The 14,381-nt window shown below is 36.9% G+C and carries 14 protein-coding genes and 1 pseudogene; 10 read left to right on the top strand and 5 right to left on the bottom strand.

From position 1 onward, the window contains the following. Window positions 1-90 precede the first annotated feature (90 nt). Complete coding sequence (locus tag NLW78_RS04240) at window positions 91-639, top strand: peroxiredoxin (protein ID WP_254495740.1); 549 nt, start codon at window positions 91-93, stop codon at window positions 637-639. A gap of 74 nt (window positions 640-713) precedes the next feature. Further along, complete coding sequence (locus tag NLW78_RS04245; RefSeq protein ID WP_254495741.1) at window positions 714-1,160, top strand: TlpA disulfide reductase family protein; 447 nt, start codon at window positions 714-716, stop codon at window positions 1,158-1,160. Between the two features lie 35 nt (window positions 1,161-1,195). Here the strand turns inward: NLW78_RS04245 and splB are convergent, their stop codons facing one another. Both splB and NLW78_RS04255 read right to left on the bottom strand, forming a co-directional pair. After that, window positions 1,196-2,227 (bottom strand): spore photoproduct lyase, encoded by a 1,032-nt coding sequence (gene splB / locus NLW78_RS04250; protein ID WP_254495742.1) that lies wholly within the window; start codon window positions 2,225-2,227, stop codon window positions 1,196-1,198. After that, window positions 2,221-2,490 carry a transcriptional regulator SplA domain-containing protein gene (locus NLW78_RS04255; RefSeq protein WP_254495743.1) on the bottom strand — a complete coding sequence of 90 codons (270 nt, stop codon included), beginning with the start codon at window positions 2,488-2,490 and terminating at the stop codon, window positions 2,221-2,223. The genes splB and NLW78_RS04255 overlap by 7 nt, the downstream gene beginning before the upstream one ends. A gap of 214 nt (window positions 2,491-2,704) precedes the next feature. Between NLW78_RS04255 and NLW78_RS04260 the strand changes: the two genes are divergently transcribed. The 3 genes from NLW78_RS04260 (at window position 2,705) to NLW78_RS04270 (ending at window position 7,832) form a co-directional block, all read left to right on the top strand. Further along, complete coding sequence (locus tag NLW78_RS04260) at window positions 2,705-4,459, top strand: ABC transporter ATP-binding protein (protein WP_254495744.1); 1,755 nt, start codon at window positions 2,705-2,707, stop codon at window positions 4,457-4,459. Between the two features lie 11 nt (window positions 4,460-4,470). Further along, entirely contained in the window at window positions 4,471-6,297 is a 1,827-nt protein-coding gene (locus NLW78_RS04265) for an ABC transporter ATP-binding protein (protein ID WP_254495745.1), read from the top strand. 125 nt (window positions 6,298-6,422) lie between these two features. Continuing rightward, window positions 6,423-7,832, top strand: coding sequence for a glycoside hydrolase family 18 protein (locus NLW78_RS04270; protein ID WP_254495746.1), 1,410 nt, complete (start codon window positions 6,423-6,425; stop codon window positions 7,830-7,832). 38 nt (window positions 7,833-7,870) lie between these two features. Here the strand turns inward: NLW78_RS04270 and NLW78_RS04275 are convergent, their stop codons facing one another. After that, a complete protein-coding gene (locus NLW78_RS04275) occupies window positions 7,871-8,608 on the bottom strand; it encodes an endonuclease/exonuclease/phosphatase family protein (RefSeq protein WP_254495747.1) in 738 nt (245 codons plus the stop codon). A gap of 120 nt (window positions 8,609-8,728) precedes the next feature. Between NLW78_RS04275 and NLW78_RS04280 the strand changes: the two genes are divergently transcribed. Then, the gene (locus NLW78_RS04280) at window positions 8,729-10,222 is read left to right on the top strand and encodes an alkaline phosphatase family protein (protein WP_254495748.1); all 1,494 of its coding nucleotides are present in this window, start codon (window positions 8,729-8,731) and stop codon (window positions 10,220-10,222) included. Window positions 10,223-10,503: 281 nt separating this feature from the next. Here NLW78_RS04280 and NLW78_RS04285 read toward each other — a convergent pair. Beyond that, window positions 10,504-10,955 (bottom strand): annotated as a pseudogene (locus NLW78_RS04285) (IS110 family transposase); the annotation flags it as partial. A 439-nt stretch (window positions 10,956-11,394) separates the two neighbouring features. On the opposite strand from NLW78_RS04285, the gene NLW78_RS04290 reads away from it, so the two are divergent. From NLW78_RS04290 to NLW78_RS04305, 4 genes are all read left to right on the top strand, one after another. Then, complete coding sequence (locus tag NLW78_RS04290; protein WP_254495749.1) at window positions 11,395-12,015, top strand: NAD(P)-dependent oxidoreductase; 621 nt, start codon at window positions 11,395-11,397, stop codon at window positions 12,013-12,015. 234 nt (window positions 12,016-12,249) lie between these two features. After that, complete coding sequence (locus NLW78_RS04295) at window positions 12,250-12,501, top strand: hypothetical protein (protein WP_254495750.1); 252 nt, start codon at window positions 12,250-12,252, stop codon at window positions 12,499-12,501. Between the two features lie 300 nt (window positions 12,502-12,801). After that, window positions 12,802-12,993, top strand: coding sequence for a putative periplasmic lipoprotein (locus NLW78_RS04300; RefSeq protein ID WP_254495751.1), 192 nt, complete (start codon window positions 12,802-12,804; stop codon window positions 12,991-12,993). 371 nt (window positions 12,994-13,364) lie between these two features. Then, the gene (locus NLW78_RS04305; protein WP_254495752.1) at window positions 13,365-13,676 is read left to right on the top strand and encodes a hypothetical protein; all 312 of its coding nucleotides are present in this window, start codon (window positions 13,365-13,367) and stop codon (window positions 13,674-13,676) included. Window positions 13,677-13,883: 207 nt separating this feature from the next. On the opposite strand, the gene NLW78_RS04310 is transcribed toward NLW78_RS04305, so the two are convergent. Further along, window positions 13,884-14,357 (bottom strand): divergent PAP2 family protein, encoded by a 474-nt coding sequence (locus tag NLW78_RS04310; protein ID WP_254495753.1) that lies wholly within the window; start codon window positions 14,355-14,357, stop codon window positions 13,884-13,886. Window positions 14,358-14,381 lie beyond the last annotated feature (24 nt).

A 14,381-nucleotide genomic window follows, 5' to 3' on the forward strand; every position in this document is an offset into this window, starting at 1 on the left:
CATTAATTATTAATAAAAATTGACTTCAATTAATAGTCTCGTTATAATAATTTCTGTGCCGACAACAAACAACAAATGGAGGGATTACATATGGCAGAACGCATGGTAGGAAAACAAGCACCACGCTTTGAAATGGATGCTGTATTGCCAAGCAAAGAGTTTGGAAAAGTTAGTTTGGAAGAAAATATGAAAAATGACAAGTGGACTGTATTGTTCTTTTATCCAATGGACTTCACTTTTGTATGTCCAACAGAGATAACAGCAATGTCAGACCGCTATGACGAATTTGAAGACTTAGATGCAGAGGTTGTTGGAGTATCTACAGATACAATCCACACACACCTAGCATGGATTAACACTAGCCGTGAAGACAATGGTCTAGAGCAATTGCGTTATCCTCTAGCTGCTGACACCAATCATGCAGTATCCCGTGAATACGGTGTTCTAATTGAAGAAGAAGGTGTCGCACTTCGTGGTCTATTCATTATCGACCCTGATGGTGAATTGAAGTACCAAACTGTATTCCATAATGATGTTGGCCGTGATGTTGATGAGACATTACGTGTACTTCAAGCCCTTCAAACTGGTGGACTTTGCCCGGCTAACTGGAAGCCAGGTCAAAAAACCCTTACTGTATAATCTTTGAAACTAGTAAGGTCTAACACTATGTTGTTAGACCTTTTTTACTTAATCTGTCTAAGGGAGGTAGAATGATGCGTTTACGTGATGAAATGCCCGAATTATCAGGTGAAACAGCTTGGTTTAACGGATCGGTTTCTAGAGAAGATTTGGTAGGAGATAAGCCAACCCTAATCCACTTTTGGTCTGTAAGTTGTGGCTTATGTAAAGAAGCAATGCCGAAGGTAAATGAATTTCGTGATCAATATCAAGATAAACTAAATGTTATTGCAGTCCATATGCCTCGTTCTGAAAAAGACTTAGATCTTGATCAAATTAAAGCAGTGGCGGAACAACATGAAATCACACAACCTATATTTGTAGATAATGAACATAAACTAACAGATGCCTTTGAAAATCAATATGTACCAGCATATTACGTATTTGATGAGGAAGGAAAGCTTCGCCATTTCCAAGCAGGAGGAAAAGGCATGAAAATGTTAGAAAAGCGTGTGAATCGTGTTTTAGGTGAACCAAAATAATAACGATAAAAGCCCCAATCATGTTTTGGGGCTTTTTACGTGAAATAAGCAATTTCAGCTTCTGGGAAGTGGCTATGCACATAGTCACTAAGAGTTTCTTTCATATCCTGTTGATCTTCTTTCGGATAAACGTACTTTCCAATCCCGTATTTCCCCCAACGATATTGGCGTTTATTTTCCTCCATTTCCAACTTTGTCATAGGATAATTTTTTAATATGGTATTTTTTGCCGGTTTCGTGAACCGGTGCTGAATTAATTCAAACGTAAGGTTTTTACGGGCATGGTGTGGAAGGTAGGCATCAAGTTGCTCAAATAGTTCCTTATACCCTTCTTTCCAAGTATCGTCGTATAAATAGATAGGCGCAACAATAAATCCTAAAGGATAATCGGCCTCAGCGACCTTGGCAGCAGCTTCGATTCGGTCCTTTAATCTAGAAGTGCCAGGTTCGAAGTATTTAATGACGTAATCTGCATTCACACTAAATCGAAATCTTGTTTTCCCTTTATGATCGGCATCGAGTAAGTGGTCCACATGGGAAAATTTCGTTACGAAACGGAGCTTGCCATAAGTTGATTTGCCAAAGTGTTCGATCGCCTGTTTTAACGAATGTGTAAGATGATCGACTCCAACAATGTCAGATGTACAAGATGCTTCAAAACGTGTCTCCTCTGGAGCTCGTTCTTCCATATATTGATCTGCTGCATCAAATATTTCTTCGACATTTACGTATGTTCGAATATATGGTTTACTTCCCATTGTTGTTTGCAAATAGCAATAATGACAATGCCCCATGCACCCTGTTGCCAGTGGAATGGCATACTCTGCTGAAGGCTTGGACGTGTCAAATTTTAATGTTTTCCTTACCCCAACGACTAGTGTTGATTTAGCAATTCGGTATTTTTGAAAATCGTTTTCCCCTGGTAAGTTTCGTACTTGGTTATGTGAAGTAGTTTCACGTATTTCTATGCCATCCTTTTCGAACTTTTCCTTTAATTTTTTTCCTAAGGAGTATTCAAGGGCGCGTGGCTCAATATAAACCAGCTGGGGTACGAACGGCTTTACCATAATTCATTCGCTCCTTCTAAATCCCCGAAGTACGTTTCATAAGCTTCAAGTGCTTCTTCCTTCGTTTTAAAAATAGCTAACTCATCTGACACAGGGTAATACGTTTCATATAAAAATAATGAAATTTCTTCTTCATGGTCTGGGTTTTGCACAATGGCTGCTTCTTGAATATTTGCTACATTTTGAATATGAGGATTTCGATAAATGACATATACGATGTCTCCGGGTTCATATTGCTGGTCGTATGCTTCATGTACATCCATATTTGAACACCTGCCTTTTTTCCTCTTTATGATTATCCTTCCCAAGGATGTATCTTTTTACTGAAAGTAATTGACGGTTAATCGTCTATATAATGTAAAATCTTGTCGACCTAAAAATTGGTTAAATTCAGATAAAAGGGTAGAAATTTATTTCGATTCCCGATATATTTATATATACGTGCAAAAAAGTGAAACAAAAAAAGGGGGGAGAACTTTGGATACATTTAAAAAATTGATGCACTATTATTGGCCGTTCAAACGGTTTTTGTTCTTATCATTAGTTTTTTTGTTATTCGTAACAGCCATTACAGTTATTTATCCAATGATTCTTCAAGTTACCATCGATGAAGTGATCTTAGGAGAAAAGTATGATTATATACCATATATTGCATTTGGCTTTATCGTTATTATGGTTATAAAAGGTTTTGCAACCTTCTTTCATCAATACTTAGGTGACTATTTCGGGATTAGGTCAGTATATGAAGTGAGAGATGGTTTGTATAAAAAATTACAACGTCTACCGTTCCGATACTACGATAATGCAAAAACAGGTGATATTATGTCACGACTAACAGCGGATGTGGAAGGGTTTCGTTTCTTTTTATCATTCGGGTTCTCTGAAGTCATTCGGATCACCTTGTTAATTTTCTTAAGTTTATCTGTCATGTTTTATTATTCCGTACCTTTAACTCTTGTCACAATGGCTGCAATGCCGTTTTTGGCTGTTGTAGTTTTCAAGTTCGATAAACAGGTGCATCCGGCATTCCGGGGAATCCGTAAATCTTTCGGTAAGTTGAATACGAGAGTACAAGAAAACATAAGTGGAATTAACACCGTAAAATCCTTATCTAGAGAAGGTTTTGAAATAAACCGTTTTACAGATCGAAATGAAAATTATCGACAAAACTTTTTAAAGACAGCTGACGTTTGGGCGAAGTACTTTCCATTAATGGAGTTTATCGGAAATGTATGTGTTGTTGCTTTACTTTCCTTTGGTGGATATTTAGTCATTCAAGGTGATGTACGCCTTGGTGAACTAGTGGCATTCTTCAGTCTGGTTTGGTACATTATGTGGCCACTAATGAATTTAGGGTTTGTCATTAATATGTTCTCGCAAGCAAAGGCTTCCGGGGAACGTTTGCTAGAGATTTTAGAGGCAGAAGAAGATATCCAAGAGAAAGAGAATGCGATTGTGAAAGAACGTCTAGAAGGGCACGTTACCTTTGAAGATGTTACGCTAACCTATGTAAAAGACGATGATGAAGCATTGAAAAATATCTCCTTCGATGCTCCTCGAGGAACAGTTGTCGGACTTATAGGGGCAACCGGATCAGGTAAGACGAGTATTACACAATTAATTACTCGTTTTTACGAGCCTGAAAAAGGAAAAGTGCTCGTTGATGGTGTAGAAGTTGAAGATTATTCGCTACTAACATTACGTAAAAATATCGGTTTCGTTTTACAAGAATCTTTTCTCTTTTCAACATCCATAAAAGAAAATATTCGTTACGGAAATCCGGATGCTTCAATGGAAGATGTCATTGATGCAGCGAAACGAGCGCAAGCCCACGATTTTATTATGGAAATGCCTGATGGCTATGACACAATGCTTGGTGAACGTGGTATGGGATTGTCTGGGGGACAGAAACAACGAATTGCCATTGCCCGGGCAATTTGTATAAACCCTAGTATCTTAATTTTAGATGATGCTACGTCAGCGGTTGATATGGAAACAGAATTTAAAATCCAAAAAGCTTTAAAAGAAGTTATGAAGGATCGTACAACATTCATTATTGCTCACCGTATTTCCTCATTAAAACATGCTGATGAAATTTTAGTGTTAGAAGATGGGGAAATTGTAGAACGTGGTAAACACGAACATCTGTTGACAAATAACGGACCATATCAGCGTATTTATGACATTCAGTATCAAGATAAAGAACTAATTATGCAAAGTCAGAAAGGGTAAGGGGGGGAAGTATGAAACAGAAGAAAACAGAAACAGAAAATAAACATTTAAATCGCTTTTTTTACACTGTAGATCAAGCAATTGATAAACCATTTAACTGGCAGCAAATGGTGCGATTGTTAAGTTACATGAAGCCTTATGCGAAAACATTGTTGCCGGCGGCTTTGCTAGCCATGCTCATTTCTACACTCGTTCGACTGGCTGTCCCAATTATTATCGGTAAATATGCAATTGACGTAGCACTAGCAAATCGTGATACAAACTTACTAACTATATTAGTTGCAACTATTGCTTTATTATATTTCTTGAACTATTTAGGGAATGTTTTCCGTATTCGTTGGATTAACAAGTTAGGGCAAAATGTTATTTTTGATTTGCGGAAGCATTTGTTTTCTCATGTTCAGCAATTATCCCATCGCTTTTTTGATTCTCGTTCGGCAGGCTCAATATTAGTTCGGATTATGAATGATATTAACTCGTTACAAGAGCTGTTTACGAACGGTATCATTAACTTATTGATGGATGCAGTAACCTTAATTGGCATTCTCGTCATTTTGTTTATTTTAAGTCCTGACCTTGCATTAGCCATCATGATTGTGTTACCAATCATGTTCTTTATTTCAACTAAGTTACGTAAGAAAATCCGTCGTTCTTGGCAACAAGTTCGTATCCAACAATCAAGATTAAACTCTCATTTAAACGAAAGTCTTCAAGGAATGCGGATAACACAGTCATTTGCACAAGAAAAAGAAAATGCCCAATTTTTTAACGGTGTGAACTCTGATAACTTTGAATACTGGCGCCAGGCTACGCGTAAAAGCGCAACGTTCCGTCCTTTTGTCGAGATGAGTAATGCTATCGGAACTGTTATTTTAATCTGGTATGGTGCACATCTAATCCAAAGTGGTAGTTTAACGACCGGGGTTTTCGTAGCCTTTGCTTTTTATTTAGGTATGTTCTGGGAACCAATTTCCCGTCTTGGTCAAATTTATAATCAGTTGTTAATGGCAATGGCTTCATCTGAACGTATTTTTGAATTTTTAGATGAAAAGCCAAATGTGGAGGAAAAAGAAGATGCCGTCGAACTTAGAAATATGAAAGGGCATATTGAGTTTGATAACGTTAAGTTTTCCTATGATGAAAAGCGAACAGCTTTACACAACATTTCATTAGAAATGAAGGCAGGCCAAACGGTAGCTTTAGTTGGCCATACTGGTTCAGGGAAAACAACAATTGCTAATTTAATTAGTCGTTTCTATGATCCGACTGAAGGCGAAGTAAAAATAGACGGTTATAATTTACGGAACGTCCGATTAGATAGCTTACGTCAAAATATTAGCGTCGTATTACAAGATACATTTATTTTCTCTGGTACAATTATGGAAAACATTCGATTTGGTAATCCGGAGGCAACAGACGAAGAGGTTATTGAAGCAGCGAAAGTGGTTGGTGCTGATGACTTCATTCAAAGGTTAGCGGACGGATATGAAACAGAAGTAGAGGAACGAGGTAATATTCTTTCCGTCGGGGAGCGACAATTATTGTCCTTTGCCCGTGCATTGTTAGCAGATCCGAAAATTTTAATATTAGATGAAGCAACAGCTAGTATTGATACAGAAACGGAAAAACGAATTCAGGATGCACTTCGTGTTTTACTCGAAGGTAGAACATCGATTATCATTGCACACAGATTATCTACGATTCGTGAGGCAGATAACATTATTGTGCTTGACCATGGTAAAATTATTGAACAAGGTAGTCATGACGAACTTATGCAACGTCAAGGTGAGTATTATGAACTCGTAAAAGCCCAATTCCAAATGTTAGACGCCATGTAATATTTAGTCCGAAACCATATCTTACAATATGTAAGGTATGGTTTTTTCTTTAACATAATCCTCCCTTCCAATACATAATTTGGTTATATGTGTATAACTTCTGTTTTTTTGAAGGAGGACATCTGGTGAATATACACGTCGTGCAACGTGGAGAAAGCTTATGGCAAATTGCCCAACGATACGGGGTTCCCATTCAACAGCTTGTCGAAGTCAATGATTTACCTAGTCCAGATCAATTATTAGTTGGGCAGGCAATCATCGTTCCTACTGAACATAACCACATCGTCCAGCCTGGTGAGTCGGTATGGAACATTGCCCAACAATACGGCTTAACGATAGATGCACTATTAGTGGAAAATCAATTAGATGATCCAAATGTAATTCAACCAGGCCAAGTATTACGTGTCCCAGTTAGCCAGCATGTAGTACAATCCGGGGAAACCCTCTGGCGAATCTCAAGAAGTTATAGTGTTCCGTTCCAAACATTAGCAAATATGAATAGACTTACTAATCCGTCACTTATTCGTCCTGGGCAGCGTCTTATCGTTCCTAGGCGGGTAAGACCGGTTATTGATGTAAATGGTTATATAATCAATGTTGCGGAAAGAGGGCAGCAAATTTTACGTAACGTAAGTTCATTCTTAACATACATTAGTCCCTTTAGTTACGAAGTAGGTGCTGATGGAACGCTGATGCCATTTGATACAGCGGCAATAGCTGCTGTTGCACAAGAAGTAAATGTATCTCCATTAATGGTGATAACGAACATTCGAGAAGGAAGCTTCAGTTCTGACTTAGCAAGGGAACTTCTTCATAATGAAGAGGCTAAAGAACAATTGATAACGAAAATTATTGAGGTGATGCAACGTGAAGGATTTACTGGACTAAATATTGACTTTGAATACGTATATCCAGAGGATCGAGAACACTATAATCAATTTTTACGTCGAGTAGTTGACAGACTCCATCCGTTAGGCTTTTCCGTCTCTACAGCTGTAGCTCCGAAACTAAGTGCAGAACAACAAGGTTTATTATATAAAGCCCACGATTATAAGGCACACGGTGAGATTGTCGATTTTGTTGTCATAATGACATATGAATGGGGGTATTCGGGTGGTCCGCCAATGGCGGTTGCCCCGTTAAGTGAAGTGCGCAAAGTGATTCAATATGCGCTAACTGAGATGCCCAGTGAGAAAATTATGATGGGAATGCCCCTTTATGGATATGATTGGACATTACCTTATGACCCTAGTCGTAGAGCTCCAGCTTTAAGTCCACAGATGGCAATTGAACGTGCATACCAATACCAAGTGGAGATAAAATTCGATGAAAAGGCAAAATCCCCTTATTACAATTATCGAGATGACCAAGGAAGAGAACATGTAGTCTGGTATGAAGATGCTCGTAGTGTTCAAGCCAAATATGACCTTGTAAAAGAGTTGAATTTACGTGGCGTTAGTTATTGGGTTCTAGGAAATGCCTTCTCCCAAAATTGGTATGTTTTACAAGATAATTTTCAAATTCAAACGTATTAACATGTGGATACTCACATGTTTTTTCTTTTTCGAAAAATTTAAATTTGAATAGTTGCCATATAAGGTAAATGGTCTGAAGCATCTTCATCTTGCTTTATGACCTTTGTATGCATGACATCAATGTCACTCGTAGTAAAAATGTAATCTAATCGCATGCGTGGGCGGTGAGAAGGGTACGTATAACCTCCAGCCACATTGCCGTTTTTTATGACCCATGAATCATTAAAATGTTTCACAACTTTATCCCAACTTTTCGTGGTGGGTTTCATATTCCAATCTCCCATTATAACTGCAGGGCCACCGCGATTTCGCACCTTGTTAATAACAAATTCCGTTTGTTTTTTATGCAGAAAAGGGGCGAAGCTAATATGAGTTACATACACTCGCAACGTAGTTCGATTTTCTAGTTGAATGGCTGCTTCTAATAACGCACGATCCTCAACAATACGAGGTAAAAAGTCAAAAGGATGATTTTCATAACCTACAATCGGGTACGTTGATAAAATAGCATTACCATATTGAAGTTTATGGTCGCGTTCTTTCTTACTCGTCGTAATAGCAGGGCCGAATGCAAATTCCATGTTTAGCTTGTTAGCAAGACGATAAGCTTGGTCGAAAAAATTACTCCGTTCTGAAAAATGTTTGTCTACTTCGTTTAGACCAACAATTTGTGCATTGGTTGATTGGATCACGGTCGCGATTCTTTCTAGATTCAATTCCTTATCTTGACCCTTTCCATGATGAATGTTAAAGGTCAACATATGTATCTTATGCATCCCTTCTCACCTTCTTTCTAACATGTATTATTAGTTAACGTTTATTTAATTTATTCAGATGAATGAATTGAAACGTTTTGTGCCATATTAAGAGTATAAGGAAATTAAAGGATGGTCGGAATGCACCAGTCAGAAGGAAATACCCAAAAGCCGGTGATTTTACTCGTTATAGATACGTTAATGGATGAACCTTTACAATTGGCTATTCAGGAAGACCAAGTGCCTGCACTAAAATTTTTAAAGGAAAATGGACAATATTATCCGAATTTAGTCAGTCCGTTTCCAACTATGTCTGTAAACGTAGACACTACACTGCTGACAGGCAAGTATTGTGACAAACATCGACTTCCCGGGTTAGTGTGGTATCACGCGAATGAAAATCGGATTATAAATTATGGTAGTAGTGGGCGTGAGATTCGAAAATTAGGGATGCGACAATTTTTCAAAGATGTACTGTATCATATGAATCAAGATCATATTAGTCCTGATGTAAAGACCATTCATGAAGAATTAGCCGATGAGGGATTACCTACGGCGTCAATAAATGCGCTCATTTACCGTGGCAATCATAAGAAACGGTTTCGATATGGGAAAGTTCTTTCCTATATGACAGGTAGAGAGGATGAACCGATAAACGCACCTCAATGGTTTATATATGGAGGACTAGCTAAATTAGCTCGTAAACATTCAGGCCTGATCAATAAATTTGGGTTTAACGATACATATTCAGCTCAAGAGTTTGTTCATTTAAAGCAGGCAGTAACGTCACTCCCAGCCGTAACCGTTGTATATTTGCCAGATTTTGACCAACGTGTTCATAAACACGGAAGAAGAGATGCAATTGGTTTGCAAACAGTAGATAAAAAAGTACAACATATGCTATCTTCATTTGACTCTTGGGAACAAGCTATTAAAGAAAATGTCTGGATTACGATGGGGGATAATGGACAAGCCTGGGTGATGGATACGAAAAAGGATGGGTTAATTGATTTACGGAAAATGTTTTATAAATATAGAATTCCGCGGCTAGGAAAACAAATTACAAACGAGGACCAACTAGTATTAGGAGTAAATGAACGGATGTCGTTTATTTATACATTACATCCGGATATCATCCCAAAACGTAAGATTGTGGAAAGGTTGAAACAGGATAAACGGATTGACATTATAACTTGGGAAGAAAATGGAGTTATTCATGTTCAATCAGGGTTGAAAGACGGGGAACTTTTATTCCGAGAAGGTGGCCCACTATTTGATGAGTATAACCAAAACTGGACTTTGGAAGGGGACATTTCTTTATTAGATATCCGAACATTTGGCAATAACCTTTTATATGGTCAATATCCCGATCCGCTAGCACGCCTCCTAAGCAGTCTCAGGTCCCATGATGGGGATTATGTTGTGGCGAACGCCTCACCAGGGTATGAATTTATTGGGGAGGGATCTCCTACTCATCTAGGTGGAGGTAGTCATGGTGGTCTTCATGGACAAGATTCTTTCGTCTCACTCATCATTACTGGAACAGAATCACGACCCCAGCATTTGCGAATTGTAGATTTAAAGGATTGGATTTTATCATTAACAACAGCATCAAAAAAGCAACCGTATCATTAAAAATGTAGTTCTGTTTCTGTGGAGAAACTTATGACATAGCAGACCAAATCGTATATGATTTGGTCTCCTCATTTTCCTTATATATCAAAGATTTCACGATATTAACCCTTGAATTAGGATACAAAAGTGCAACCGAAATAGCATATTGACAATAGTTGTTGGCAAAGCGATTTTTACTCTGCTAAATGGTTTGCTATTTCCTATGATAATTCTTATAAAACAAGCAATTGTTATTATAAAGATCAACTAATACAACTTGTTGAGGAAATTGTAAATTCACAAACAAGTGAAAAGAGATCATGTTCCAACACTGACTGAAATTGAAGTTTTGTTTGAATCGCAACTCCAGTGATATTCTCATGTTGTCTCGTGAGATTATGAGGTTTTTAAAGCTGGACCCACGTTTTTTATGAGGCTCTAATTGTAGAACAACTCACAAAGAAGGTAGGCATTAATGGCATCCGTTTTAACTTTCCTCAAACTCTTAGCTTTGTATGAAATTAAAGGTTTGATGATAATTAATAGATAACCACGTTCCTCGAAATAATGAACAACAGGGGTTTGGTAATATCCAGTTGACTTTAATATGACTGGGGGCTGTTGACCAGACTCTTTCTTTACACTCCTCAAGAAATTCTATTAGTAAATTAAGTCCCTCAAGTGTATGAGAGACTTTGAAACTCTTCCAAAACACTTTCCCCTTTTGAATATTCAGACCAACGACTGGATTCATCTCTATCTCCCCCTATAAACTTTGAAAATTGCCAGTAACCCCTAATGCCTATTGTAGTATCACTGCTTCGCTTGTTTACGAGATCTAGGTCCCAACCAGTCTCAAACATGCTTCTACAAGTAGGCGGCAAACGGTTTAGTTGACGGGATTAATGTCCCACGGGCAGTTACGTTCTACCTTATCTACTGATATAATAAGACCACATAACAATTATTGTACTAAAGGGGCAGGTTAGTGTAAGAGTGCTGTTAACTTGTATTCAACAAACGATCCAGTTTGTTGAGCGACTTCTTTAAAGTCAAGAAAATTAGTTCGCTATTCAGAATTTAAGTAGTTTGAATTTATATACTTAAAGTAATCCTGCCTAAGTTAAAATAGACGAAATAACAGCATTTATAGTGTAGTGTAATATTTAAATCGTAAAAAGAAGGATTTTACTTTGAATATTTTAATTTTAGGTGCAACTGGACGAGTTGGAAGTCAAATAGTAACTTATGCCCTTCATAATAGACATCATGTTACTGTATTAGTTCGTACTCCAGAGAAGATTCAAATAAATAGTGAAAATTTAACCATTATTCAAGGGAATGTTTTAAGTAAAAATGATATAGTACGTGCAATGCATGGGATTGATGTAGTTATTAGTGCACTAAATACTGATGGCACAACCACTCTATCAGAAAGTATGCCGCTAATTATCAAAACAATGGAAAACGAAGGTATACAACGAATTATTACAATAGGAACTGCAGGGATCTTACAAAGTAGAACTACACCAACCGTACTCCGTTATCAGTCAAGTGAATCAAAACGCAAATCAACCCGTGCAGCAGAAGAACATCATAAAGTTTACGATATGCTGAGACAATCAACACTCGATTGGACGATTGTATGTCCTACATATTTGCCAGAAGGAGAAAGAGAAGGTCAATATCGAATTGAACGTAATTTTTTGCCAGAAGGTGGTATGAAAATATCAGTTCCTGATACAGCAGAATTTACTTATCGTCAGATAGAAAGTAGCGATTATGTTCAATCACGTGTAGGAATCGCATACTAATAATATTCTCTTACATTATTACTTGCTGTCACAAGGTAAAATTTATTGTTTGTGAAAAATTGTACTTAAACTCACGGGGGCATTAGTGTAACAAGCTGCTCGCTTATTGAACTTACGAGGCTGATACTTTAATAAGGTCTTAGTTTTTCGGGGGTGTATTAAATTAAAAAAAGTATATTAAGCTTTGTTTTGATAGGATTACTTTCAATTGTATTAGTTGGTATAACTCCATTAGTGGATGGTAAAAGAGTTCAAACACATGAGGAATTATCAAATTTAAGACAGGAAGGCTATGTTATAAAATTAGGTTTTCCTATTCCCTTTTTAAAACAAGGAATACCACCACTTGACCCTCCTATGCCCTATACTTTTGGATTTAGCTTTTGGCATGTTAAATCATTTGAAAAATTGAATTATTTTTATTCGGTGGGTATTGTATTTGGTATATTAGTAATTATTAAAGCATTGATAAAAAGACTGAAATAATAAGGTAACCTGATGATTATTGGAGAAAAACTTTAGAACTTTATAAATCCTTAGATAAAAACCATAAAAAGATATTATTCAAAATCATTGAACAAACAATGGCTGATACAAATATGCTTGGGATAATTGATGGAAGTTCTACAATAGAGCCAAAATTGCTTCTCGATTCGAAGGATACTGAAGGAGAACTTCAAGATTGTTTCCTAGAATTCATAAAAGAGAAATTTTAAAGTTTGCCCCTTTTGTTAAGCTAAATGGGGGGCGAGAGTGGAATAAGAAAAATAAAGAGGTGATATAGGAATGATAGATAAAAAAATACTTTTTGTTGCCTTTTTAATACTTTTATTGGTTGGTTGCTCACAAAATAAAGAGGAGTATCTTATAGAGGGGACGATTATTTCGATTAACAAAAAAGGCGGGTATATTGAAGTAGAAGGACCAATGACTATAATAAAATCAGCAACTCACAAGAATCAGTTGGTAATGAAATAGAGTCAATGCCACATCCCATCGGAGTATCAAACGTAGAAGATTATAAGGTAGGACAAAGAGTAAAAGTAACAGTAACCAAAAATTATGATGAAGATAGTTGGGATTTAAACAGGTTAAAATTTAAACTTGAAGCCATCAACTAACGGGTGCTTATCTACAAGAAGGATAAGCTCTTTTTTGTTGAAATTATTGTACTAACGAGGCAGGAATGTTTAACAAAGATGAGAAAACAATAGACTTTATTATACGTAAGTATTTTTATAGGAGGTTTTACTATTTTTAAAAAAATGATGGGGACTCTGTTTGTTGTTATAGGTATGTTACTTCTTCTTTACCTATTAACTGAAACATATTGGGAAGCTAAAGAGGCAATGAAAAGAGCCTACCAACCGCAAATTCCACTTTTGAAAATGAGTTTATGGGCTTTTTTATTCGGCATGCTAGTGGAATGGAATGGATTAAATAACATCATCTTAAATAGGAATCTAAAAGTAAATTGGTTACTTGTTCCAGCTATACTATTAGCAATTATAAGTTTCATTCCTAGAATATATTGGGTTGCTTGGTTTGGGGCCAATATTCCGTTTTTTATAGAAATGTTTTTATTAGCGGAAACTCAAATTCTTCTTACAGCATTATCGGGAATTTTATTAGTTCGGTCTTTTAACGGAAAACAAAATTGAAGTTATTAAACTAACGGGTGCGTTTCTTGAACAAGAAAATTTTACAAACAAACGCTTGGATAATAAAATCCAAGCGTTTTTGTATGCTGTTTATAATGTTATTTGTGATGTCAAACATAATGTGTTTTCGTATGTTATTTCATCTGTTGTTTTGGATTTTCTCCACGGTATCGGAACTATTTAATCATTAAAACGGTTGCATTTCTGTTATATATGAGGATAAAATCCGTACATAAGAAGACCTACGACAATCCCTAATAGCGCACCGAAAAAGACTTCGGCAGGTTGATGGCCTAATAATTCTTTTAGCTTTTCTCGGGTCTCGTATTTTTTAAAGTTTGGATGTTTTATGACATCAACGATAATATTGAAGTCATTAACCATTTGGTTTAAGATTTGAGCGTGGTGACCAGCATGACGTCTAACACCAGTTGCATCGTGCATGACAATAACTGCTAGTACGAGGCTAATGGCGAATTGATTTGAATGAAATCCTTCTAATAATCCAATAGAAGTCGTTAACGCCATTACCGTTGCCGTATGTGAACTTGGCATGCCACCTGTACTGAACATGAGACCGGGCTTCCATTCCCGGGTTGCCATAAAGTGCAAAGGAATTTTAATAAATTGTGCAATAACCATTGCGAGTAGTGCTGCCAGTAAAGGAAATGAAATAAACATAGTTGTCCCCCGTAATGTTTTTCT

Origin of the sequence: Salirhabdus salicampi (assembly GCF_024259515.1) — a bacterium.
Classification (GTDB): Bacteria; Bacillota; Bacilli; order Bacillales; family Alkalibacillaceae; genus Salirhabdus_A; species Salirhabdus_A salicampi.